General features: G+C 62.5%; 19 protein-coding genes. 7 read left to right on the top strand and 12 right to left on the bottom strand.

Going from position 1 to position 23,356, the window contains the following annotated elements:
* Positions 1-114: 114 nt before the first annotated feature.
* The 11 genes from BFE01S_RS35935 to BFE01S_RS35885 form a co-directional block, all read right to left on the bottom strand.
* Positions 115-5,676, bottom strand: coding sequence for a DEAD/DEAH box helicase family protein (locus BFE01S_RS35935; RefSeq protein WP_028229628.1), 5,562 nt, complete (start codon positions 5,674-5,676; stop codon positions 115-117).
* 138 nt (positions 5,677-5,814) lie between these two features.
* On the bottom strand, positions 5,815-7,350 hold the full coding sequence (locus tag BFE01S_RS35930; RefSeq protein WP_028229627.1) for a zeta toxin family protein: 1,536 nt from the start codon (positions 7,348-7,350) through the stop codon (positions 5,815-5,817).
* A 15-nt stretch (positions 7,351-7,365) separates the two neighbouring features.
* Entirely contained in the window at positions 7,366-7,620 is a 255-nt protein-coding gene (locus BFE01S_RS35925) for a hypothetical protein (protein WP_028229626.1), read from the bottom strand.
* Complete coding sequence (locus tag BFE01S_RS35920; protein WP_028229625.1) at positions 7,617-7,820, bottom strand: hypothetical protein; 204 nt, start codon at positions 7,818-7,820, stop codon at positions 7,617-7,619. Before BFE01S_RS35920 ends, BFE01S_RS35925 begins: the two co-directional genes overlap by 4 nt.
* 1 nt (position 7,821) lies before the next feature.
* Positions 7,822-8,220, bottom strand: a complete 399-nt coding sequence (locus BFE01S_RS35915; RefSeq protein ID WP_028229624.1) for a hypothetical protein — start codon at positions 8,218-8,220, stop codon at positions 7,822-7,824.
* Positions 8,221-8,251: 31 nt separating this feature from the next.
* Positions 8,252-8,539, bottom strand: coding sequence for a type II toxin-antitoxin system RelE/ParE family toxin (locus BFE01S_RS35910; RefSeq protein WP_008344173.1), 288 nt, complete (start codon positions 8,537-8,539; stop codon positions 8,252-8,254).
* Complete coding sequence (locus tag BFE01S_RS35905; RefSeq protein WP_008344175.1) at positions 8,539-9,006, bottom strand: hypothetical protein; 468 nt, start codon at positions 9,004-9,006, stop codon at positions 8,539-8,541. Before BFE01S_RS35905 ends, BFE01S_RS35910 begins: the two co-directional genes overlap by 1 nt.
* A gap of 64 nt (positions 9,007-9,070) precedes the next feature.
* Positions 9,071-9,463 carry a hypothetical protein gene (locus BFE01S_RS35900; RefSeq protein WP_028229623.1) on the bottom strand — a complete coding sequence of 131 codons (393 nt, stop codon included), beginning with the start codon at positions 9,461-9,463 and terminating at the stop codon, positions 9,071-9,073.
* 10 nt (positions 9,464-9,473) lie between these two features.
* Complete coding sequence (locus BFE01S_RS35895; protein ID WP_028229622.1) at positions 9,474-9,851, bottom strand: hypothetical protein; 378 nt, start codon at positions 9,849-9,851, stop codon at positions 9,474-9,476.
* On the bottom strand, positions 9,848-12,280 hold the full coding sequence (locus BFE01S_RS35890) for an ATP-binding protein (RefSeq protein WP_028229621.1): 2,433 nt from the start codon (positions 12,278-12,280) through the stop codon (positions 9,848-9,850). The genes BFE01S_RS35895 and BFE01S_RS35890 overlap by 4 nt, the downstream gene beginning before the upstream one ends.
* A gap of 9 nt (positions 12,281-12,289) precedes the next feature.
* Entirely contained in the window at positions 12,290-14,752 is a 2,463-nt protein-coding gene (locus tag BFE01S_RS35885; protein ID WP_028229620.1) for a DNA topoisomerase 3, read from the bottom strand.
* A 144-nt stretch (positions 14,753-14,896) separates the two neighbouring features.
* On the opposite strand from BFE01S_RS35885, the gene BFE01S_RS35880 reads away from it, so the two are divergent.
* Genes BFE01S_RS35880 through BFE01S_RS35850 form a run of 7 tightly spaced genes read left to right on the top strand, consistent with a single transcriptional unit; the run spans position 14,897 to position 22,958 of the window.
* Positions 14,897-15,352 (top strand): lytic transglycosylase domain-containing protein, encoded by a 456-nt coding sequence (locus BFE01S_RS35880; RefSeq protein ID WP_007183056.1) that lies wholly within the window; start codon positions 14,897-14,899, stop codon positions 15,350-15,352.
* 9 nt (positions 15,353-15,361) lie between these two features.
* Positions 15,362-16,489, top strand: a complete 1,128-nt coding sequence (locus BFE01S_RS35875; RefSeq protein ID WP_028229619.1) for a secretion/conjugation apparatus DotM-related subunit — start codon at positions 15,362-15,364, stop codon at positions 16,487-16,489.
* Positions 16,490-16,492: 3 nt separating this feature from the next.
* A complete protein-coding gene (locus tag BFE01S_RS35870; protein WP_028229618.1) occupies positions 16,493-17,443 on the top strand; it encodes a DsbC family protein in 951 nt (316 codons plus the stop codon).
* 8 nt (positions 17,444-17,451) lie between these two features.
* Entirely contained in the window at positions 17,452-18,732 is a 1,281-nt protein-coding gene (gene dnaG / locus BFE01S_RS35865) for a DNA primase (RefSeq protein ID WP_028229617.1), read from the top strand.
* A gap of 52 nt (positions 18,733-18,784) precedes the next feature.
* Positions 18,785-21,001: a TraM recognition domain-containing protein gene (locus tag BFE01S_RS35860; RefSeq protein ID WP_028229616.1), complete on the top strand. Its 2,217-nt coding sequence runs from the start codon at positions 18,785-18,787 to the stop codon at positions 20,999-21,001.
* Between the two features lie 11 nt (positions 21,002-21,012).
* Positions 21,013-22,380, top strand: coding sequence for a helicase HerA domain-containing protein (locus BFE01S_RS35855; RefSeq protein ID WP_007183061.1), 1,368 nt, complete (start codon positions 21,013-21,015; stop codon positions 22,378-22,380).
* Positions 22,381-22,397: 17 nt separating this feature from the next.
* Positions 22,398-22,958: a phospholipase D family nuclease gene (locus tag BFE01S_RS35850; protein WP_007183062.1), complete on the top strand. Its 561-nt coding sequence runs from the start codon at positions 22,398-22,400 to the stop codon at positions 22,956-22,958.
* Between the two features lie 70 nt (positions 22,959-23,028).
* Here BFE01S_RS35850 and BFE01S_RS35845 read toward each other — a convergent pair.
* The coding region (locus BFE01S_RS35845; protein WP_245621284.1) for a hypothetical protein at positions 23,029-23,356 on the bottom strand (328 nt) is incomplete at its 5' end.

Raw genomic sequence — 23,356 nt, 5'->3', positions numbered from 1 at the left:
GTGCCCTGCCCGCCGGCTTGCAGGCAAGAAAAAACCGCCGCGATCGCGGCGGCTGTGACACAAGATGTTGTGGCTAGGAGCAGCTGGTCGGACACAACATCTTGTACCTGTCCGTCATGCGCGCATGCGGAACCTGTCCTGCTGCTGGCCGGCATTGCCGTCGGTGGTCCGCGACTGCGGCTGCCACTGCGACACGTAGTTGTCGTCGGCCTGCATCAGCTTCAGCTCGGTCATGACGTCGCGCACGTCTTGGCGCAACGCCTCGAGGCGAGCCTGCTGCGGAAACGGCTTGCCCTGCTCCGCGACGGCCTTCGCGTGTTCACGACGCTCTTTCTCGCGCGTCTCCTCGGCCTCTTGTCGCCAGTCCTCGAACCGCGCCACGAAGTTGTCGAGCCGATGGACGAAACCCGTGATGCTGAATTTCTCCTCGGCGCGGTAGCTCAGGTTCTCGGGCTCGTAAGTGTCGGAACCGGTCAGCGTGAACTGGATTTCGTCGCGACTGGCGTAGACCTTGATGTCGAACCCGCGATAGCGGCCGACTGGCATCTCGGTGGGTCGGTCGAGAATGCCGACCGCCCGTCGTTCGACGGCCTTCTTCATCGCGTACATGACCTCGCCCAGCAGCGTCTCCCGATCCTTCTCACCATAGACGCGGCTCTTGGTCTCGAATCGGAACTGCTCAGTCGTTGCTGCATCGCGGATCTCGATCTCGCGGTTCCAGCGCGCGATAGCGCGATCAGCACGCTTGTCGGCATCGGCCAGCCAACCGACGCGGCTTTCGAGACTGTGCTGATTGCGCTTGTAGTTCGAGAACAGTGCCTCGACCTTCTTCAGATCGGCACTGAGCTGCACCTGCAAGAAGATCAGCGGATTGCCCGTCGCGGCGGCCTTCATCTCGGCCGCATTGGCGGCTTCGCTCGCAACGTCTTCGATCACGCGCTGGAGACTGTCGCCCTTACGGAACTGTTCGATGCCGGCGGCCTTGTATTCGATCGTCTGCCACATGCGGCTGTCGTAGGTCTGCTTAGTCGCATAGCGCAGAATCTCGACCTCGAAGCCGTCTGGGTCCTCTTCGTAAAAGAGGTTGCCCTGCCTCAGAATGCGGCCCTCACGCTGCTCCAGATCGCTCGGCCGCCACGGCGCGTCGAGATGGTGCTCGGCGACGAGTCGCCGCTGAACGTTGGTGCCGGCGCCCATCTTCGCAGTCGAGCCGAGCATGATGCGCGAGTGGCCGCGGTTCATGTCGTCAAACAGCTTCGCCTTCTGGAGATCCGTCGTCGCCTCGTGGATGAAGCGGATCTCATGCTCGGGCACGCCGCGCGCGATCAGCTTCGCCTTGATGTCATCGTAGACGGAAAAGTCCGCGTTGCTGGCCAGCAACTCGTCCATCGAGATGGCGGGCGCTTCGTCGTCGCCCTCGTCATCGCCGTCCGCCGGCGCGATCGGCGCGGCTTTCTTTGACAGTTTTGGCGTCGACAGATCGCAGAACACGAGTTGCGTGCCCTTCCGGTCCTTCCACGCCTCCCATATGCGATAGATGTTGTCGATCGCCGTGTTGATCTTGCTGCCGGCGTCGTCGGCCGCGTGCGGATTGATGAGGCGGAAGTCGAGGCCGGCCTTGCGTGCATCGTTCGTGATCTTGAGCGGGTTGTCGACGCGTGGGTCCTTGGGCAGGTTCTCCATCCGGTGAATGATCGAGCCACTGTTCCAGTTCTTCAGCGGCATGCCGTCGCCGCGCAGGACCGCCTCGCCCTTGTCGTCGAGCACGGGCGTCTGCACGCCCATGAACAGCGCTTGCGCCTCCGATCGCTCGACGATGATGTTCTGCGGCCGCCCGCCCTTGATCCTCGGAACCGGGAAGCGGGTGCCACGTTCTGCGGCCTGGCGATCGAGATCCGACTTCGTGATAACGTCGGCGAACGTGCGGTACAGCGAGATGAGCTCGGGAACGTTCTGGAACTTCGAGAACCGGCTGTTCAGACGGTAATTAACGCCTGTGGCATCAAGCTCCCAGCCCGTGACCACCTGCCCGAAGGTGGAGGCCCATGCATCGAAGTGGACGATGCCGCGCGCCTTGAGCTCGTCGTACTGAAGGTAGCGCTGCATGGTGTAAAGCTCGGCGATCGTGTTGCTGATCGGTGTGCCAGTCGCGAAGAAGACGCCGCGGCTGTCGTTGCGCTGCTGCAGGTAACGGGCCTTCACGAACAAGTCGAATGCCTTCTCCGATCCTGCGAGATTGCCAAGTCCGGACACGCGGCTGAGCGTCGTCGTGATGAAGAGGTTCTTGAACTCGTGCGCTTCGTCAACAAAGAGCGAGTCGACGCCGAGGTCGGCGAAGCTAACCGCCTGGTCTTTCGCGCCGGTGTCGGCTTTGCGCTCGAGGCGCTCGGTCATGCGCTCCTTCGCCTTTTCCATCTCCTTGATCGTGATCCGGTCGCCCTGCTCAGCCTTGATCTGCGTGATGGCGTCGCTCAGGTCCTCGATCTGTTCCTCGAGCAGCTCGCGCAGCGTATCCTCGGGCATGCCGATCTTCTTGAACGAGCTGTGAGCGACGATCACGGCGTCCCAATCGCCGGTTGCGATGCGACCGAACAGGCGCTCGCGATTCTCCTTCTTGAAGTCGCTTTTTTCGGCGACGAGAATGTTCGCGTTGGGATATAGCGAGTAGAAAGCGTCCTTCCATTGCAGCAGCAGATGGTTCGGAACGACGAGCATGGGCTTCGACATCAGGCCCATGCGCTTGCTCTCCATGATGGTGCCGACGCACACGAGCGTCTTGCCGGCGCCGACGACGTGATCGAACAACGCTGTCCCGTCCTGAATGCCGCGCCAGATAGCGTCTTTCTGGTGCGGCCGCAGCGTGATGTCGAGCGACGCGCCGGGAAGGTCCAGGTGCGATCCGTCGTACTTCGCCGGAATGTTCGTGTTGAAGCGATCGTTGTAGATACGGGCGAGCGTCTCGCGGCGATCCTTGTCCTCCCACACCCAATCGAGGAACGCCTGCCGGATCTCGTCGGCCTTCTGGTTTGCGGCCGCCGTCTGTGCGTCATCAACGCGGTAGATCTTGTTCCCGTTCGCGTCCTTGCCGGCCTCGACCTTGACCTGGATCGGCCGGTTCGTCAGGATCGACTCCATGAGCTCGTTGGCGGGATATGCCTCGGTGCCCCATGTGACGCGTGCCGTGGTGCGATCACCGTGCTCGATGTCGACGAGCCACTTGCCCAGCGTTTCCTGATACGTGATGCGGCGGCGCACGTCGCCGAGCAAGTGGCCGACAAACTGACCGATCACCTGGTCGGGCACCCACGTCGAGCCGAGCTGGATGGAGATATCGACCGGCTCGATGTCGGCGGGCTGAACGGCGCGCAGTGCGTCGACGTTCTCGATGTAGCGCGGATTCTGCCCGGCGGCCGTTTCGGCCGTGCGCAGCTTCGCTTTCACATTGCCGGTCAGATACTGGTCCGCCGTCTCCCAGCGATCGCGCTCGGGATTCAGGTAGATAAGCCCTTTGAGATCGCGAATCAACTCGTCCTCGGGCTTGCCCGTTAGGCGCATCATGCGCGCGAGGTCGATGCGGCCGCTCTCGTTCATGGACACCACAAGCGCGTCCTTCGCCGTCTCGACGTGCGTGACTTCCTTACGTGGACTCATGACGCGCTTCGAGAAGATCGCCGCCTTGTTCGCGCTCGGCCGGCGCGGCTCCACGCCGTGCTTCTTCGCTGTCTCGGGCGAGATGCCCTTGTCGTAGTCGCTTTCGAGTGCGTGCAGCAGCGGATACTCGGGATCTTCCGACATGGCGAGGCGGTTCGCCTGCGAGCTGACGTGCCCGAACTTGCGCACGAATTCGTCATAGACGCGATTGAGCGTCGTGCGCTTCGAGGTCAGCGCGAAGTCGGTGATGTGCTCAGACTGCTCGGCCAGCATGAGATCGCGCAGCGCCTCGCGCACTTGCACCATGCCTTTAATGCGTGCGCCGGCGCGCTCGTTTTTCGGTTCGACGTAGGCATAGTCGTGCTCGTCGAGGATGTCCGGCAGGCGTCGTGCGAGGCGTCCGTTCGGCGCGGTGAAGAACGAGCCGATCTTGAGCGTGTCCGGCAGCGTGAGCGCCGGCTTGTCCTCGCGTTCGTCGACCGCAGCAGCGACATCGGCCGCTGGTCGATACACGTGAGCAGGCAGCGCCTGCAAGCGCTTCTCGATCGCGTCGGCGAGATCGACGCCGGCCTCCGGCAACAGGTCGGCCGTGTCGCGGTGCATCTTGCTGGTGATGGCCATGCGACCGGCCATCTGCTCGGGATGGTCGACGAAATAGCGGTTGAGCGTGATCGCCTCGCCAGTCTCGTGGTCTCGTATTTCGCCGACATCCACCCAGCGGCGATCGGGAGTATCGCCGGCGGCCGCCTTGTGGAAAAAGATGATGTCGGTCGTAACTTCGGTGAGCGCGTTGCGCTTAAATGCGGTGTTCGGCAGACGGATCGCGCCGAGGAAGTGGGCGCGATCGGCGATGTGCTCGCGCGCCGCGGTGTTGGCCGCGTCGAGGAAGTAGCGGCTGACGACGACGGCCATCACCCCGCCCTCGCGGAGCTTGTCGATCGACTTGGCGAGAAAATAGTTGTGGATCGAGAAGCCGCCCAACTCACGATGGTGCGGATCGTAGAGCGATTGAGTGCCGAATGGCGGATTGCCGACGCAGGCGTCGAAGTGACCGGCGGGAATCACAACGTCCTGCAGGCCACGGTTGATATGCGTCGCGCTCGGATAGAGATGACGCGCGATTTCGGCGGTCAGCGGGTCGAGCTCGATCGCGGTGAAATGGCTCGCGGTTCGCATCGGCGCCGGCATGAGGCCGACGAAGTTGCCGATGCCGGCCGACGGCTCGAAGACCCGGCCACCGTCGAAGCCGATACGTTGGAGGCCCTTATAGATGCCGTCGATGACGATCTGCGACGTGTAGTGCGCGTCCTGCGTGGAACGGCGTGCACGGTCGTATTCGTCTTTCGGGAGGAGCGCGGCGAGCTCGAGGTACTGGTCCTGCCAGTCCTGGTTGCGATGGTCGAACGCCTGCGGGAGACCGCCCCAACCAACGTAGCGCACGAGGATCGCCTGTTCGTCGGGCGTCGCGGCGCGAGCCTGTTCGCGGAGCTGCATGAGCAGCTTCAAGGCAGCGATGTTGTCGCGATATTTGGCCTTGGCTCCGCCCTCGCCGAGCTGATCCGCTGCGGTGATCGTGTAATCGACCGGCGTTACAGCTCGGTGTTGATCTCGTTGCTGGCCAGAATCTCGTGTTCCGTCAGTCCGTTCTGCTTCTGGTCGATCGACCGGCTCAAGACCTGGTGCTCGATCGTCTGCTGCTCGAGCAGTCTGCCCAGCAGAATTACCTCGCCCTGCGCTTCCAGCGAGCGCAGTTTCTCCGGGCTGTTGAACGCCCAGCGGTCGAGGATTTTCCAGCCCTGCAGGTGATACGAGGGCGAACGCCGGACGGCTTGGATCGTCGTCGGCTTGAGGATTTTGGCCGCGATCGTCAGCGGCTGAGTTTGTCCGGTAAGCATGCTGTGCTCCTTCATCTTCGTCGACATCGATCTGTGCCTGCAGGCTGTCGATGATGTCGGCGGTCTCGTTGAATTCGAAATCGAATGAAAACTGATTGAGATCGTCGGCCGGCTGCCGTTTTTTCGCCATGATGTACGCCCTCTAGCCGTTTGTATCATAGGCATTATACAAAATACGTCCAAAACGGCTAGCGGGATTGAACATACGACCATACGGGCAGGTTCTGTGGCGTATGCGGCGTATGTCGGCGAGTGTCGTATATCGGCGTCAGCCTCCCGGTTTCGGCGCGACGCGGTGCGGCACGCGCGGCGCGTGGCGGTCAGCTTGGTGCTCGCGCTCGAAGTCGGCGCGCAGATCGGCCAGCGACCTGAAGTCGGCTTCGCCTGCTCCTCGCTGCTCCATGCGACGTGCGATCGCGTCGAGCCTGCCGACGAACTGGTGTCGTTCGGTAGATGACCATTCGCGTGAGCGCTCGGCGTCGACACGCTCGCGGCCTGCCGGTGGCTGCTCCCATTGCCCGGCGACGAGGCGATTGTCGTAGACCGGCTCGTCGCTGTTTCGCGCAAACACGGTCATCCGGTCGACGAGCTGCTCGGCCTCGAGCTTCTCGACAGTCAGCGGAACGCCGGTGAACGCTGCATCGTGCTTGTCGCGATTCGACCAACGGCCGAAGCCGTTGGCCTGCACCTGGCGCTCATAGCGCTCGTGGATGCTTAGGCGACTGACAAGCGCGTTGACGGCCATCACGCGGGCCTCGATCCGGTAGCCGGCATCGCGCAGTTTCCGGCAGAGCTTGGCGAGGTTGTCAGGGTCGCGCATCGTGCCGTCTACGATCAGGTTTCGACGCGCGGCCATCGCGGCGCTCGTCAGTTTGACGGCCCACGGGCCCGCATCGCCGTGGGTGCGGTCTGCCGCCGTGCGGTCATCCTCGCGCATCAGCGCGATGTACCTTGGATGGTTCTTGCGGAGTTCGTCCGCGTCGATCTTCACGGCATTGCCGGCGAGCTCGTCCAGCGCTGCGCTGGCGAGCGCTGCCTTGCCTGCGCCCGGTTGGCCGCCAAGGATGATCGCTACGGGTCGCTGGACGGGCCGCGTGATCGCGAGTGCTTGGGTCTGGATCTCGCGCAGGATCTCGCCGTGCGTTTCAGAGTCCAGCCGAAACTGCGCAGTGTCGGTCTGCGGAAAGGTCTGCTGCTGGCGATCGCCGGCGCGGATGCCCGTGGCGATGTCGCGTGCGGCGTCGCGTAACTCTGCGAGCGTCAGCGGGCCCTTCGAAAGGCCCGTTGCGCGCAGGGCACGCTGGAGCGTCGCGCGCACGCCGTCCCACGCACGCCCGACGAAGCTCCGTTCTTCGTCGGCGACGAAGGCGAACACTTCCTCGGCCTTGTACAGATCTGGAAGCGAGGCGTAATCGCGCTCTATCCGCTTCCAGATATGGCTCAGCGATGGCTCGTGCCGCGTTTCCAGAACGCGATCGAGCAGAGCGCGTTTTTCAGTCGGGCTGAAAGTGTTGAGCCCGTAGTGGCCGAGTAGCTCGTGGCGAAGGGCTCGTCGGACGGCCCCTTCGTCACCCATATTGGAAGCTGCAAGGGTAAAGATGCGTCGGGCCGGGTGGTATGCCCCGTCGATGCGGTAGCCGAGTTTTTCACGGGATGCTTCGGGTCCATAGATTTCCTCCTGCGTCGCACGCACGATGGCGGTTACGGGAATGTTCCCGTTGTACTCGGCGAGGAACTCGTCGACGGCTTGCTGCGCCTCTTCGACCGAGAGCCCGCGCGGGCGATTGTCGTGGATGACCGTCATCGTGGCCTCAAGTCGTCATGCGCTCGCGCGCACGAGCCTGCCATATTGTTCAATGACGCGCGCGACAGCATCGTGGTCGCCGATGCGCAGGCGGCTGCGCTCCCCGGCGAGGTCGGCTTGCTGCCGACGCAGTTCGGCGAGCCGGTCAACGTCCGGCGCGTTCTTCGCCTTTTCCTCTTCGATGTCGCGCGCCTTCAAGGCGATTACGTTGCCGATCGTTTCGAGCGCGCACTCGTAATCGGCAAGCTGGTCGTCAGTCCAAGTAGTCATAACGTCATGCTCCGGGCCTTGCGGGCCATGTAGGCGTGGCGCAGCAACACACATGCGACAACCACGTCGACCAGGCCGAACAGCAGCGGTCTGAAAGCGATGGTGTTGTGCAGCATGTAGCCGCGCGCGGCTGCGAAACAGAAAAACAATCCTACGAGAAGGGCGACGATCGCGACGCTCGTCTGTACGGCTGCCTTCATGTCAGTTGCCCTCCTTCGATTCCGGCGCGGCCGGGTCGGTCACGGAAATCGTGTTCATCATCACCGATTTGCCGCTGGACGGTGCTCCTACAATGAGTTGAACGAACGATTGCGATACCGTCTGAACATTGATGTTGTAGTTCCGACATTTGTTAGCGGCACGTTGAAACCGTTGAGCCGCAGTGTCATTCCAGCCAGGCCAAGCGGTTATGTCGATTGCGCCGCTCGCATTCGCGCTTTGGTCGTTGCACCATTGATAGAGCTGTCGGCACTCGTCAGCCGTGAGACTGTCAAGCAGCGATATGGCGAAGCCGTCGGTGCCGGCGACAATCGCAGCGTTGCACGCATCGATGTCAATCGCGCGCACTTCGCCTGTAGCGTCCTTTACTTTCAGTTCCATGTCGATCCTTTCGATGATTGTTCGATGTGCTTCACTTCTTCGGCCACTGCTGCGCGCCATGCAGAAAGCGGATCAATTCGATTCGTCCCGCGCGCGGTTTCACGCGATAGACGACGATGAACGGTGTGCGGCTGACGACCAGCTCGCGTGTGCCGTCTACGCGACCGGGGCGGCCCATTTCGGGATGCTGGATCAGCATGTCGGTCTGCCGTTCGATCTCGTCGAGTTGGCCAAGTGCGGCAACCGGGTTGTCCTCCGCGATATAGTCGATTGCTTCTTCGCGAGCGCGACGAGCGCGCGGTGTCCATACCAACACCATCACTTGTTGCCGCCTGCGATGCGGGCCTTCAACGCTTCGCGTTGACGCTGCATGTCATCCTTCACCACGTCGTGCGGCACCCACTCCGTATTCGGGTCGTCGGCCTCGGCGAGACCCTGCTCGACCTGCGCGCGGAACCACTTATCGTGTTCGGCCGCTTCGTGTGTTCGCTTCAGGGCTTCAGCCCGATCGGGCCGCGTTCGCGTCGTCTCCCTATCGTCGGGGTTCCAGTCCTTCACGTCGAACGAGCCGACGGCCAGACCGAGGCCGCGGAGCAACGTCAGCGCTTGGGCAGGATTGCCGAAACCGCGCGGTTCGCTGCTGCGGGCCTTCGCGAGAATGGCTTCCCCGCCATTGCGCGTGTCGACCTGTACGTAGAAGGCGCCGCCCTGCGCTTTGAGCGTGACACCCGCGACGCCGCCGGCGTCGGTGGTGGCCCGCAACTGCTCAAGGGTCAAGGTGTGCATGCTAATCTCCCGATGCAAGGTAATTGTTATTAGAGTACACGACTAACAATTAACGTGCAACACCTTAGACGCTACCCTCTTTATCGCGCGGGGGCTCGGCAGGTTCTTGAACGAGCGTGAGCTGATACTCGGTATGCAGGTGCTGCATCAGACGCTCTGCCGTTTCGGGGCTCTGGCACCGAAACAGCACGATCGCGCCGGGGATGCCCATTGCCCGCTCGATGTAACGACGGGCAGTGGCCGGCATTTCGTCGTCAGCGGCGATGATTGCCAGCGCGAGACCTTCGCGGCCGGTAATGTCGATGGTGCGGTCAATCGATCGCTCGACGGCTGGCGTGATGCGCGGTTTGTTGTCGGCATCGCGCAGCAGCAGCGACACGATGAACGGCACCGTGCGCCCGTCGGGCGCTGTCGCGTGGTAGGCCGGTACAGCATCGAGGTAGACGCGTTCTTGCATGGTCGCTCCGTTATGGGGAATTGCGGTCGATGGCCAGAAACGGGGTGTTGCCGCCTACCTGCGGGTCGATTGACCCGAAGGAGGCAACATTCGCTGCGCGCTGCTTGAGCCACTTGTCGATCAGCGCGCGGGCTTCGTCGTCGTTGACTTGGACCAGTCGCCCATTGTCGGAGAAGAACACCGGCATGCGGAACGTCTTGCTGCCGTCGACGGCGATCGCGACCTCGATCCACCGCTGCTTGCCTTCGCTGACGCGATAGAACGTGGCTTGGAAGCCCTGCAGGACCTCGCGATGGGTGCCCTGTTGCTCGGCAGTCTCGGCCGGCGGCTTGCGATCGCAAGCCGCGAGCAATGCCACGAGCGCGAGGGCGATGGCGCAGCGCTTCATGAGTTCACCTCTGCTCGCCATTTCAGATAGTCCTCGACGCGGTAGAAACCGGCCGCCGCGGCGTTGCGCTCGAGCGCCCATGGCGTCTCGCCCGGCTGGATCAGTGCGCGCAATTCAGGGGGATAGAATGCGCCCGCCTCTACCGCGGCCGGATCGTTGTCGGGAGACTCCTCATCCGTATCGGTGTCGGTCTCAACGTCGTGAGGCTCCGACCCGTGGTCTTCATAGTCCTCGGGCATGCCGTACAACTGCTGCTCATATTCGGCCCACGGCTTCTCGGACCAGAGTGCTCGCACATCGTCATCGGTGAGTCCTGGCCCCGTGAGGCGGTCAAGCGCCTCGCCGCTGATCTCATTGGCATCGACGCCCAGCACCAAGGCGAGACGTTGCCTTGCCGCCTCCTCTTCACGGCGCATTTCTTCGTAGAACGCGTCGATCTCGGCCATCTCGGCGGCGTCTTCGGCTTCTTTACGCTCTCGCTTGGCGCGAAGTTCGGCCTCGATCTGTTGTTGGGTAGCGCGAGCGCGGTCGAGCACCTCCGTCCAGTTCGGCGGAGGCGGACAAACGCCGGCCTGCACGAGGCGGGCATTCTGATAGTCGATGAAGGCCATGTTCTCTTCTGGCGTCACGACGGCCGGTTCGGTGGCCACGTCGTCGATTGCGCGTGGCAATCCGCGCTTCGTGCGGCCCGTGCCCGCGCGATCGACAAGATAGCGCTCGCGCCATGCTTCGCCGCGTGCGCGTTTGCCCTCGCCTTCCATGCTGGTCGTGTACCGCATGAGCCACGCGTGCATGTACCACTGGCGCTCCTGCGCATACTTGATGGTTAGATCGTGGAAGCGTTGGTAGAACGCTTCGTCGTGCCCGCAGTCGAGGCTATCGCCTTCGTGTGCGACCTCGTGTTCGATCAAACTGAAAATGTATGCGGCGGCCTTGAGCGGCACCGTCTTGAGACGCTTCACCACGTCGACGGTGAACGCGATGTAGCTGTCGCCATCCGTCCACGCCTCGGCGGTGTTTGACTGGCCGAGAAGGATCTGAAAGGACTTGCCGCCCCTCGCAATGGGGCTGCCGTGATAGCGGCGTTCGCCGCCGGTGAGGACAGCGGCATAGTGGTGGAGAATCGTGCGCAGCGCGGTCCACGCGCGGCGGGCCTCCTTGTCCAGCGCATCGCGCTCGGTAACAAGCGCCGTTCGCTCGACGAATGCGTCGCGCAGCGCCGAGAAGGCGACGAGCTCGGGCAGCTTGAGCGAGTCGAGTCCCCAAAAACGGGTACCGTTCTTCTCGACGTCCTCGCGGATGTTGGCGTGGATGCGATCGACACAATCGAGCAGGTCGTGTGCGTTATAGCAACCGAATCGCTCGAGCGTCTTCGGGTGAACAACGACTGCGATCCCCTCGCGCGCGATCGCTTCGCCCTTTGGCACGTCGAAGCCGTTCTCGACGACCGTGAAGCGGTTGCCTTGACGCTTGTTGTGGCTGTAGCGGCATTTCTGCAGGAATGCCTGCATCGTGACGTTGCGCTTTCCGGGCAGCAGCGTGATGACCTCCTCTTTCTCGTAGATCTGCACGATGTTCGGGTCGCCGGCGAGCAGCGCGCGAGCCGACTTCTCGCGGCTCGCTTCGGTCTTGCGGTGGTCGCCGAGTCGCGATCGAACGTCGTCGGCCAGCGTGCCAAACTGCTTCGCGATCGCCTTCCAGACCGGACACGTCTTGCGCAGAATTTCGGTACGCGAGACATTCAGTGCGATTGCCTTCTTCGAGACGATGAGCCCGCCTGCGCCCCACATGTGCGCGGGGTCATGTCGCACCAGCACGCCTTGGTTGTAGATCGACACGGCACCATCTTCCTTCGCGCGATACCAAGCAAATTCATCTTCCGCATCCCATCGCTCGGTTCGGGGATCGCGGGTAATGACGCGGCCGTTCAGCTCGACGCTGACCGGCGTGTAGCGCACGAGGTCGCGGATTTCCTGCACGGCCGACATGAGCTCAGAATCCGTGAGCGGCTCGTACCAACGGCCGGTGATGGAACAGCCCGGCAGCGTCTGCGCGAGCTGCTCGAGGTCGTAGCTGTAGCCCATCGCGCGCGTGTCGACCGTCATCTGCCACGCGTTCGAACACCAGATCGTGCTGGCATGGGCCATGATCTGGCCGCGCCCGAGGCGGAATCGGCCGTAGGTCGCATCGCCTTCCTCGTGCGGCGTGCCGAAGCGCCCGAAGTAGCGAATGACGTCTTCGCGGCTCGCGAAACCGTTGCCGTCATCAGAGCACTCGAAGCCCTCCTTCGTCATGGAAAGCCGCACGGCCGTGGCGCGCGCGTCGACGGAATTCATCAGCAACTCAATGATTGCTTTGCCGATCGAGCCGGCCTGGCTGTAGATGATGTGGTGGATGATCTGCGGATCGAGTTCAAACGGGAGCTGCATAGGTCCTCCTCACTTACGATCTTCGAATTCGAACGTGACGCTGCCGTTGCTCGCGTCGAGCTTCAGCGATGCCGAGAACTTGCGTTTCGACTTGCTGACGAAGCCTGCAAGCACACCCGTCTTGCCCTTGCTGATGAGGGTCTCGGCGTCGGAGGCAGAGAGCTTGCGGCTCGCGATTTCGGTGCGCACCTTGAAGTCGCAGCCGGTACACGCGTAGTTCCATGCCTGCACTTCGATGGCCGACGAGCATTTCGGGCACTTGGCCTTGAGCTGCTTCGCCTCGCCGTTGGACGCCGGCGCGGCACGGTCCTCGAATTCGAAGTCGATCTTGCCGGTATCGATGTCGAGTTTCAGCGCGGCTGAAAATTTCTTGCCCGACGAGCGGCTGGTGAAACCGGACAGAACACCGGTTTTGCGATCGGCGAGCAGCTTGCTGGTCTCGCCCTCGGTGAGCCGCCGGCCGAGGATTTCGCCCCATACCTTGAAGTCGCAGCCGCTGCACTGATACGCGCGGCCGTCGACATGAACAGCGGCGCCGCATTTCGGGCACGGTGCGTCGAGAGCCTTGGCAACCGGCTCGGGCAGCTCGCCGTGTTTCGCGCGGATGGTGTTGACCATGCCGGTCGACAGGTCAGCGATCTCGCTCATGAACGCACTGCGGCGGTAATCGCCCTTCTCCATGCGCAGCAGCTTCTGCTCCCACTCGCCGGTCATCTGCGGCGACACGAGAAAGTCGATGCCAGCCTGTTCGAGGAACGCGATCAGGTCCATGCCCTTGGGCGTCGGCACGAGCTCGTTGTCGTCGCGCAGAAGGTAGGGCTCTTTGGGATTGCCGTTCTTGTCCTTGTCTTCGAGCAGGCCCTCGATGATCGCCGCGCGCGTGGCTGGGCGGCCGATGCCGTTGGCCTTCATCGCGGCGCGGATGTCCTTGTCTTCGACCTGGCGGCCTGCATTTTCCATTGCCGACAGAAGCGTCGCCTCGGTGTAGCGCTTCGGCGCTTTGGTGCGCAACGCCTTCAGGTCGATCGAGTCGGTTTTGACGGACTCGCCATCTGCGACCTTGCAAAGCGCGGGCGTCGCGTCGTCATCAGCCTTGTCGCCATAGACCGCGAGCCAGCCCGGATCGACCAGCACCTTGCCGGAGGCACGGAACGTTTCATCCGCGACGATGGTGGTGCGCACGGTCTTCTCGTATTTCGCCGACGGATGAAACACCGCGATGAAGCGGCGCGACACGAGGTCATAGATCTTCTGCTCGTCAGGGGACAGACCGTCCGGCTGCTGGCCCGTCGGCACGATGGCGAAGTGGTCGCTGATGTCGGCGTTGTTGAAGATACGTTTGTCGGGCTGTACCCAGCCGTTGTCAATGACGCGCTGCGCATGCGCATCGAGTGGCGTCGTGGCGAAGCTGGCCAGCGTGGTCGTGGCCGTTTCGAGATAGTCCTCCGGCAGCGCTCGGGAGTCCGTGCGCGGATAGGTGGTGGCCTTGTGCTTCTCGTAGAGCGCTTGTGCGATGTCGAGCGTCTTCTTCGCGGAGAACTTGAAGCGTTTGTTGGCTTCACGTTGGAGCGCGGTCAGGTCGAAGAGTGCGGGGGCGTGGCGCTCCTCGGGCTTCGACTCGTCCACCACGGACGATGGATCAACGCCTTTGCATTTATCGACGATAGCCTGCGCCTTCGCCTTGTCGAACCATCGTGCGCCGGTTTGCTCGGATTCGGCATCGCCCTCGCCTGCCGAATCGCTGCCGCCGTCGGCATCGCCGATCCACTTCGCGACATAGGTGCCTGCCTCTGCGCGAAACGTGCCGTGGATCTCCCAATAATCGCGCGCGACGAACGCGGCGATCTCGCGCTCGCGTATGACTGGCATGGCGAGCGTTGGCGTCTGGACGCGCCCGACGGGTGATACCTCGCGACGCTGCGTCTGCCGCTCGCGCAACGCGGTCGTCGCACGCGTACCGTTGACGCCGACAATCCAGTCAGCTTCGGAGCGGCAAAAGGCAGCGTCTGAAAGATGGTCGAATTCGGCGCCGGGGCGCAGATCGTCGTGCGCCTTGCGTATGGCCGACGCGACCATCGATTGAATCCACATGCGTTTCGTCGGCTTCCGGCACCCCGCCTTGTTGTAGATGAGGCGGAAGATCAGTTCGCCCTCGCGCCCGGCGTCGCACGCATTGACGACGCTGGCCACGTCGTCGCGTGCCATCAGCTTTTTCAGCCGGCTGAATTCGGCGGTACAGCCGTCGATGACCTCGAGCTCGAAGCTGTCCGGAATGATCGGCAAGGCGCCGATCTTCCACATGTCTTTGCCGTCGGCGACCGGCACCGTCTGTTTCACCAAATGCCCTCTTGCCGGAGCGACGATCGCGTCGTCGCTCTCGAAGTACCCGTCGGCTTTGGTGAAGCCGCCAAGCGCTTTCGCGATGTCAGCGGCGACGGACGGTTTCTCGGCGACTATCAGTGCTTTACCCATGTTCCTTCCTCGGTTCAGTTGCTCGGCTACAAGCGGCTTAGGACGCCGATCGCGTCTCGTTCGGCCGCTTGCTCTTTTTCCGTAGAATGGCTACCATACGAAAAAAGTATATAGCATTATGAGTCACCGAGAAAGGACGATCCAATGCTTTTGAAGCGAGTCAGTGTCGCCGTCGGCCTGATGGCCGTCGCGCATATAGCGCATGCGTCTGCAACAGCCGGCGTCGTGGCCGTGCCGGCATGTGTTGTTCAGGCCGCGAACGATTACACGCTGCCGGTGCGTGGGCTGCTGGCCGTCTGGCTGACCGAGGGCGGCCGCCTCGGCACGGTGAGCAAGAACACGAACGGGACGGCGGACTATGGCCCGATGCAGATCAATACCGTGTGGGCAACGCGTCTCGAAACGCAGTTTGGCGTGACGCGCCAGATGATTACGGACGACTTCTGTTGGTCTGTTCGCGCAGGCGCATACATCCTGCGCTACGAGATCAACCAGGCGGGCGGCAGCTTTTGGGATGGTGTCGGGCACTATCACTCGCGCACGCCGCAGTACAAGTATCAGTACATCGAGCGCGTCTATCGCAACTCGATGAAATTTTGAGGATGACGCATGAGTGCAACGCAAGGTAAGCGCGACGACATGGGCCTCGTGTATCTCGGGATGCTCGGGCTCGCAGCGGGCTTCTGCTGGTTCATGTGGTACTCGTCGCATGCCGACATCGTGTACTACGGCCTCAAGCTCGCGTGGTATCAACTGTCGGCGCTCGATTGGCCGTTCATGCCGGATGCGATCCGGCGATGGAAGCAGGAGGTCGCCTATCTGGCCATGCGCCCAGCAACTGTGTCATTCGATCAGTTTCTCTCGATGATGAACCGGGCTGGCTACCTGTTCGTGTGGATTCCGATCTTGCTGGCGATCCGGGGCATCAAGCTCGCGGTGAAGCACAAGGCGAACCTAACCCGGCGAAAAGTCACGGTACAGACGCTGCCGTGGATCATGTCGAATCACTCGCCGGCGATCATCCCGTCGCTGTATTACGGCGACAAGGACACGTTGCTGCTGAACGTCGATCCGGAGGAACACCGGAGCTCGATCAATCCAGAGGAATGGGTCGAGCAGCACGGTCTGCTGGTGAACGGCGTACTGGACCGCGAGCGCTGCCGAGCCCTGTTTGTTGCGGATCTCGGTCAGCCCGTGAAGTCGCTGGACGAGCTGAAACCGCAGGAGAAAGCGATGTTCGCGATCTTCGGCACGCGGCTGCTCGCCGACGGGAAGGATGGCGGCAAGGCGCAGGATCTGCTCGATGCGCTGAACCGTTCGTGCCACAAGCATACGTGGAACGGTAAGAAGGGATACCCCGACCTGTCGATCGCGAACAAGCCGTTCGCGAAATATGCCCAGCATCCCGAAGCGCAGCGATGGCTCGAAAAGCATCCCTACCCGCGCACGCTGTTGCACGCCATGCACAAGGCGGCGCAGGGCTCGGGCAAGCTGCCGTCATCCCATTTCCGCTGGCTCAAGGGTATGGACCGGGGTCTCTGGTACGCCCTCAACACCACGGGCCGCAAAACGCCCTTTCTCGAATCGGCCGCAGTCTTCACGCAGACCCTGTGGGAAGACTTCGCGTTTGACAGCGGCTATCGGCTCACCGAGCCCCACGTCGACGATGCTGTCGACGGCGTGGAAGCCTACCTCATCAAAGTCGGCCTTATGGCCCCGCGCAAGAACAAGGAGTAATCCGTGAAGAGCAACGACATCATTCGGCCGTTCGAGAAATCGCTGCTTGTGCAGTTTGGCAGCACCGGGGAGTTGCAGCATGTCAGCACGCTGCGGCTCGATCAGGGCGTGACGTTCATTCGGTCGGGCAACACGATCGAGGCGCGCTATCACGATGGCGCCGGCGAGGCGTTCGTCGTCGAGCGCTTTTCGAGCGAGCCGCTCGCGAACACGGCGTTTCATAACCTGCAGGCGGCGTTGAAGCGCTATGCACGAGTGCGACGATTCGCGGGCTACTGGAAAGCGGCGGTGAAATGGGGCTTCGCGCCCCTGACGGTGGCCGTCCTCGCGCTCGGGATCAACATGGCGGCGACGCGTGCGGTGGGCGGCTCAGCGGGCGGCATCGGTGCAGCGGGTGCAGCGCCGATGGTGCCGCTGCCTAGCAATTTGGGCACCGCCGCGGTGCAGCCGCCCATCGCGCGGCCGGCGGTGGCGTCGCCCGCCGAACTGGCTCTCGCGATGGCAGACGGCGCGAAGTCGGGCAAGTACGCCGTCCAGTTGTCGAAGGGCAGCAAGGGCACGCTGTACGTGTTTTCCGACCCATCGTGCCCGCACTGCCAGGATCTCGAACCGGAGCTCGACAAGCTCGCGAAGGATTACACGATCTACATCTTCCCGGTGACGGTTATTGGCGGCGAAGCGTCGTCGCATCGCACGGCGAAGCTCATGTGTGCGAAGCCCGACGCACGCGGCGCGTTGTGGAAGAAGATCGTGCAGGGTGACGATCTGCCGAACGCCGAATGCGCCGAGGGTACGGATGCGGTGGCCCGGAACGACAAGATGTTCCGCGTGATGCGGTTCCTCGGCACGCCGACCATCATCAATGCGGCCGGCGAGCAAACGCCCGACTCGATTCCGAACACGGCGGACGCGATCAATCAGTGGATGTCGACCGCGACGACGGCAAGCAAGTAAGGAACAGCATGGCCAAGTACATCCGGTTCGGCGATGACTTTCTGGACCGCCTCCGAAGCGAGACCGATCTGCCGGCGCTGATTGAATGTGACGTGAAACTCAAACGCGCCGGTCAGAGCTTGGTCGCGTGTTGCCCGTTCCACGAAGAGAAAACGCCTTCATTTCACGTGTCGCCCGACAAGAACACGTATCGGTGCTGGGGATGCGGTGCGCGCGGCGATGCGATCGAATGGATGCGGAACAAGCATCACATGTCGTTTCACGACGCTGTGGTGCATCTGGCCGGGGTGTGCGGCATTCCCCTGCCCGTCGAGGATCGGGACAGCGATGAGGATAAGGCGCAGCGCAAGCGCCTCGCCACGCTCTATCAGGCACTGAAAGAGGCCGCGCGGGTGTTTTCGCGTGGCTTGGCGAAGAGTCCGGCCGCTCGCGCCTACCTCGAGGAGAAGCGCGCACTGACGGCTGAGACGATCGAGCGCTTCGGGTTGGGCGTTGTCGCGAAGGGCGTCGTCGAGCTGATGACTGGCTCGACGAGTCGCGATGCGCTGCTGGCCTCCGGGCTTGCCGCGCAACGCGACGACGGCGAGATCTACGACCGTTTTCGCCATCGCATCATGTTCCCGATCCATAACGAAACCGGAAACCTCGTCGGGTTCGCCGGTCGTTCGATGATCGAGAAGCCCGACAAGACGCCGAAGTACATCAATTGCCCGGAGACCGAGATCTTTCACAAGGGCCGCGAACTGTACGCGCTGCATCTTGCGAAGCCGGCGATCCGCAGCGGGCGAGTTGCCGTGATCGTGGAAGGCTATTTCGACGTCATCAGCCTGCACCAGGCCGGCGACGAGCGCGCTGTCGCGCCGATGGGCACGGCGCTGACCAACCTGCAGGTGCGCCGGCTACTGGTCCACGCGGACACGATCGTGTTCGCGTTCGACGGCGACGCGGCGGGACGCAAGGCCGCGCTCGCGGCCGCAGCCGTGCTGCTCGACGAGATGAAGGACGGCAAGTCGGCGCGCTTCCTGTTTCTTCCCGACGACGAAGATCCCGATAGCTTCGTGCGGTCGCACGGACTTGAAGCATGGCACGCCGCGACAGAACAGGCTGTGCCTCTGAGTGCGTTCCTTGCCGACTACGTGGCTCACGGGCTCGACCGAAACGTGCCAGAAAGCCAGGTCAAGGCCGCCGAGAAGGCAAAAGCAATCCTCGCGCGAATCCAGCACGCCGAGTTGTTCGGCCGTGCAATGAAGGCGAAGCTCGAGGAAATCATCGGCGTCGCATTGGACTGACGGGACGATCTTTCATGGCACACGAATATCTGTTGAAGCGGGAGGCAGTCTGATGGCATTGGACCCGAATCACGAGATCGACTCGGCGAGACTGACAGTCGACACCCGCAGCGCCGAGCAGCGGTTTTTCGCTGCGCTCTACCGGCCGTCGACGTTCCGCAACTTCCTGGTGCTGTTCATCGGCCTGCAGGTCTATCTGCCTGCGCTGTGGCCGGTATGGGTCATTCTGCTCTGGATGATGGTCATGTCGTTTCAGGACCAGAAATTCCAGATGCCGCTGCGCATGCCGAAAGATGTCGGCGGGCTCGATCGTACTGACTACTACGAGGAACTCGTCGAAGAGAACATGCTGTGGGGCTTCGTGCGGCGCTCGAAGACCCTGCGCAAGTATCTCGTCGCCGGCGGCATTCTCTATCTCGGCTTCCTGCGATCGCGCAACCTGCACGATCAGGGCCGTGAACTCTGGCTGACGAACTCGGACGCGCGCACGCACATGTTCGAGGTCGGAACCACGGGTAGCGGCAAAAGCGAAGGGTTGATGGGCACGTTCCACAACGCGATTTGCTGGGGCTCAGGGGCCTGCTATGGGGACGGCAAGGCGGACTCGAATCTCGCCTTCTGCTTATGGTCGTTGTCGCGCCGTCACGGCCGCGAGGATGACTTCCTGATCCTGAATTACCTCACCGGTGGCATGGACCCGTTCCAGCGCATCGTGGACGAAGAGCTCGGCCGCTTTGCTGGCCGTGCGGTGCTCGCGCAGTCGAACTCGATGAACTCGTTCGGCGACGGCTCTGCCGACTTCCTGCTGCAATTGATGGCATCGCTGCTGCCGCGTGCAAGCGGCGACGGCGCGCAGTGGCAACAGAAGGCGCTGAATATGATCGACGCTCTGCTCCGCACGCTCTGCTACAAGCGAGCGAAGGGCGAGCTGGACATTTCGATTGGAGTGATCCGCCATTACCTCGCGCTGCAGAACCTAGTGCAGTTCTATATCGAAGGCCGCGAAGGCAAGATCCCCGAACTGGCGTTCCTGCCGATCAAGGCGTACTTCGAGACCGGCCTGCCCGGTTTCAACCCGGCGCAGGCGCACGATCCTACGCAGTGGGACCCGGAAGTGTTCAACCAGCACGGCTATCTGACCGGGCAGTTCGCTCGCACGCTGTCGATGATGATGGACACGTATGGCTTCATCTTCGCCGATAAGTACCCCGAGATCGACATGCTCGACGTGTTGCTGAACAACCGGCTGCTCGTCGTGATGATCCCTTCGCTGGAGAAATCGGCGTCTGAGGCAGCGTCGCTCGGCAAGCTGTACATCTCGTCGATCCGCTTGATGATGGCGCAGAACCTCGGCTACCGGCTCGAAGGCACGAAGGCGGAAGTGCTGGATGCGAAGGCAACGAACGCGCCGAACCCGTCGGTCATCATCAGCGACGAGCTTGCCTATTACTTCGCCGAGGGCATCGCGGTCATGTTCGCTCAGGCCCGTTCGCTGGGCTTCATGATGATTGCCGCGGTACAGGACGTGCAGGGCCTCAAGCGCGGGGAGGCCAGCGAAGAATCGGCCTCGATGATCGCGAACACGAAGGTGAAGTGGACGCTCGCGCTCGAGGACCCGGAAGACACGTTCGAGCTCATCAAGAAAGCCGGTGGCGACGCGTATTTCAGCGTTCTGTCGGGTCACGATGCGACGATGGGCACGTTCACGACGTCGAACCAGGCGCAGGCGCAATCGAGCGTCGAGCGTCGCGAAAAGATCACGCTGAACGAGCTGAAGAAGCTCAACGCTGGCGAAGGCATGGTGATCTTCAAGGACGCCGTGGTGCCGTGCGCGTCGTACTACATCCCGGACGAGCACAAAAAGACGTCGAAGCTCCGGGCGCGTATCAACCGCTTCCTGCAGATCGAACGGCCGCAGTTCAAGCGTCTGCCGCGTAGCGCCGAGAAGGTCAGCAGCGCAGACGTGCATTCGGCCGACTACATCTTTGCGCAGCTCCGTCGGAGCGAGAAACCGTATTACCCGTCGCTGGACGATCCGATCCTGTCGGCGGTAGTGGGTGCCGTCGCCCACATGAACGACATCCAGCGCTTCGAGGTTACGCCGACGGAGCGCGGGATTGTCCTTTTTGAAGCTGCACGCAAGGCGATGAAAGAGGCCGAGGCAGCCGGCCGTTCCGGGTACATGCATGAGCCGCGTCACGACGATCCTATCGAGCTGATGCCGATGGACGACGACGACGATATACCCGAGTCCGCCTTCGATGAATGAGGAACGAAACGATGTCGCAACAAATCTTGATCGGTCATGACTTCTGGAAGCTCCGCGAGAACGTGAAGGTCCCGGTCTACTGGCGCGAAGCACAAGTGTCGAATCATCACGTCGGCGTCGCCGGCACGTCGGGCGCCGGCAAGACGCACTGGATTCGCCAGTTCGTTACGGGCATGCCCGACGACGTGGAAATCGACATCTTCGATTACCACGGCGACATTGAGATCGAGGGCGCGAAGACGGTGATGTTCAGCGAAGCGACGCGCTACGGCTACAACCCGCTCGTGCTGAACACCGATCCGCACTACGGCGGTGTGCGCCGTGCTGTCAACGACGTGATCGAGTCGATCAACAGCACGGCACGCCAGCTCGGCGGCAATCAGGAAGGCGTGCTTCGGCACTTGCTGACCGACTCGTACATGATGAAGGGCATCTTCTCGGACAATCCGCGTTCGTGGGCCCGACGCGAAGCGTCGGAGGCAGAGATCCGCGAGATGATGGAGGCGCGCAACTGGTCGGGGCTACGCGAGGTGTACCCGACGCTCAGCGACGTGATCGGCTTCGCGAAACGGAAGCTCAAGGCGCTGTGGATGGGCATCGAGGACAAGGATAACGGGCGGGCAGCGCTCAGCGCGTTCGATGAATACTGCCGGTCGATGGCCGCGGTGAACCAGCTTCGGACGAAGCTGGCCAAGAGCGGCGCGAAAGACGACGAGGACATGGAGCGCCTGCAGAAGCGCATGGAGACCGCGAAGGCGAAGGCGTTCGACACGCATGCCACGTTTTTGAACAGCCTCGAGAACGGCCGCGAGTTCGAAGAGGCGATGAAGTACAACAGCAAGGATGTGCTGTTGAGCGTCATCACGCGGCTTGAAAACCTGAATGCGACCGGCATCTTCAATCCGAATCCCCCGCCCTTCGGCAACGCCCGCGTGCGTCGCTACATTCTCAAACCGCTCGCGCAGTCCGAGGACGAGCTGAAGATGTTCGTGCGCTTCCGTATGCGAGCGATCATTCGCGAGATGATGCAGCGCGGCGAGTCGGGCGGGAAGCTGCGCCGGCTGATCGTGCTCGACGAGTCGAAAAAGTTCAACGACGAGGACGCGAGCAACCCGATCAACGTGGTCGTGAACGAGATGCGCAAGTTCGGCCTCGCGATCCTGCTCGCGGGCCAGTCGCCGGCACACTTCTCGTCCGACTTCATCAAGAACGCGGGCACGCTGCTGCTACTGAACCTGGCCACGGCCGATTGGGACGAAGCGGCGCGCAAGCTGAAGATTGAGGTCAAGGATCTGAAGTACCTGAAGCCGCAGGAAACGGGCGCGGTGCGGATGCTGGAGAAAGGGCAATCCGCATCGTTCCGCCAGGTGCGGTTCTGACGCGAGGGAGCCGAGACATGATGAACTCGTGCTTCATCCGGCGTTTGGTCGCTGCGGCCGCGATCGCCGTCACGGCGACGGGTGCGATCGCCGTGCAACCGCTGCCTGCCGGCGCTGCGTATGACCTCGGGTTCTCGCCGGCCGCAGGCTCGGCGAGCGCACTGGATGTCGTGCTGCGGGCGATCGACAGCGCGCGCTCGTCGATCGTAGTCGTTGCGTACAGCTTCACGAGCAAACCGATCGCGACCGCATTGCTGGCCGCGCGTCGCCGCGGGGTGAAGGTCGCCGTCGTTGCCGATCGCGGGCAGAACGCGAAGAGTTATTCGGCTGTGTGGTTCCTCGCGAACCAGGGTGTGCCTGTGCGGTTGAACGACCGATACGAGGCGACGCACGACAAGTTCATGGTGATCGACGGACTTCACGTCGAGACCGGCTCGTTCAACTACTCGTCGGCGGCCGCGAACCGGAATGCGGAGAACGCGCTGGTCCTGTGGAACGCGAAACCGCTCGCAGATCGGTACGGGGCCGAGTGGGCGCGGCTATGGCAGGAGAGCGTCGAGCTGAAGCCCGCATACTGAAAAAAGGCCGGATATCCGGCCTTTTTCATGCATCAGGCGATAAGGCGGCCTTGAGGATCGGCCTGCCCTCTCATCGCGTGACGCGCTCGAGCGCTGCCACGAGCTCGTAGGTGTCGCCATAATGCCCGCTGAGTTTCTGGCGCGGCAACGCGTTCAACGCGCGAATGACGTCCGGCGCGATCGCAGCCAGCTCGCACAACGACATGACCATCTGCGCGTGGGCCTCGGTCAGCAGGTCGGTCAGGACCGGCCAGATCTCGCCGTTGGGCAAGGTGCCGACGACCGCCCACGAGACCGGCATGCCGCCGTCCTCGGTAGCCCGAACATCGAATGTGGTGAAGTCGGCCAGCGCTGCCAGCTTGTCGAAGAAGAAGATCGGTGCGCGATCGTTCATGGTG

It is taken from the genome of Paraburkholderia ferrariae NBRC 106233 (genome assembly GCF_000685035.1).
In the GTDB taxonomy this organism is placed as follows: Bacteria; Pseudomonadota; Gammaproteobacteria; order Burkholderiales; family Burkholderiaceae; genus Paraburkholderia; species Paraburkholderia ferrariae.
This window is presented reverse-complemented; position numbering and strand designations above follow the sequence as displayed.

Bases quoted from the DNA above. Each gene is read 5' to 3' on its own strand.
- BFE01S_RS35935 (WP_028229628.1), bottom strand. From the start codon at position 5,676: ATGGCGAAAAAACGGCAGCCGGCCGACGATCTCAATCAGTTTTCATTC.
- BFE01S_RS35930 (WP_028229627.1), bottom strand. From the start codon at position 7,350: ATGACGGTCATCCACGACAATCGCCCGCGCGGGCTCTCGGTCGAAGAG.
- BFE01S_RS35925 (WP_028229626.1), bottom strand. From the start codon at position 7,620: ATGACTACTTGGACTGACGACCAGCTTGCCGATTACGAGTGCGCGCTC.
- BFE01S_RS35920 (WP_028229625.1), bottom strand. From the start codon at position 7,820: ATGAAGGCAGCCGTACAGACGAGCGTCGCGATCGTCGCCCTTCTCGTA.
- BFE01S_RS35915 (WP_028229624.1), bottom strand. From the start codon at position 8,220: ATGGAACTGAAAGTAAAGGACGCTACAGGCGAAGTGCGCGCGATTGAC.
- BFE01S_RS35910 (WP_008344173.1), bottom strand. From the start codon at position 8,539: ATGGTGTTGGTATGGACACCGCGCGCTCGTCGCGCTCGCGAAGAAGCA.
- BFE01S_RS35905 (WP_008344175.1), bottom strand. From the start codon at position 9,006: ATGCACACCTTGACCCTTGAGCAGTTGCGGGCCACCACCGACGCCGGC.
- BFE01S_RS35900 (WP_028229623.1), bottom strand. From the start codon at position 9,463: ATGCAAGAACGCGTCTACCTCGATGCTGTACCGGCCTACCACGCGACA.
- BFE01S_RS35895 (WP_028229622.1), bottom strand. From the start codon at position 9,851: ATGAAGCGCTGCGCCATCGCCCTCGCGCTCGTGGCATTGCTCGCGGCT.
- BFE01S_RS35890 (WP_028229621.1), bottom strand. From the start codon at position 12,280: ATGCAGCTCCCGTTTGAACTCGATCCGCAGATCATCCACCACATCATC.
- BFE01S_RS35885 (WP_028229620.1), bottom strand. From the start codon at position 14,752: ATGGGTAAAGCACTGATAGTCGCCGAGAAACCGTCCGTCGCCGCTGAC.
- BFE01S_RS35880 (WP_007183056.1), top strand. From the start codon at position 14,897: ATGCTTTTGAAGCGAGTCAGTGTCGCCGTCGGCCTGATGGCCGTCGCG.
- BFE01S_RS35875 (WP_028229619.1), top strand. From the start codon at position 15,362: ATGAGTGCAACGCAAGGTAAGCGCGACGACATGGGCCTCGTGTATCTC.
- dnaG (WP_028229617.1), top strand. From the start codon at position 17,452: ATGGCCAAGTACATCCGGTTCGGCGATGACTTTCTGGACCGCCTCCGA.
- BFE01S_RS35860 (WP_028229616.1), top strand. From the start codon at position 18,785: ATGGCATTGGACCCGAATCACGAGATCGACTCGGCGAGACTGACAGTC.
- BFE01S_RS35855 (WP_007183061.1), top strand. From the start codon at position 21,013: ATGTCGCAACAAATCTTGATCGGTCATGACTTCTGGAAGCTCCGCGAG.
- BFE01S_RS35850 (WP_007183062.1), top strand. From the start codon at position 22,398: ATGATGAACTCGTGCTTCATCCGGCGTTTGGTCGCTGCGGCCGCGATC.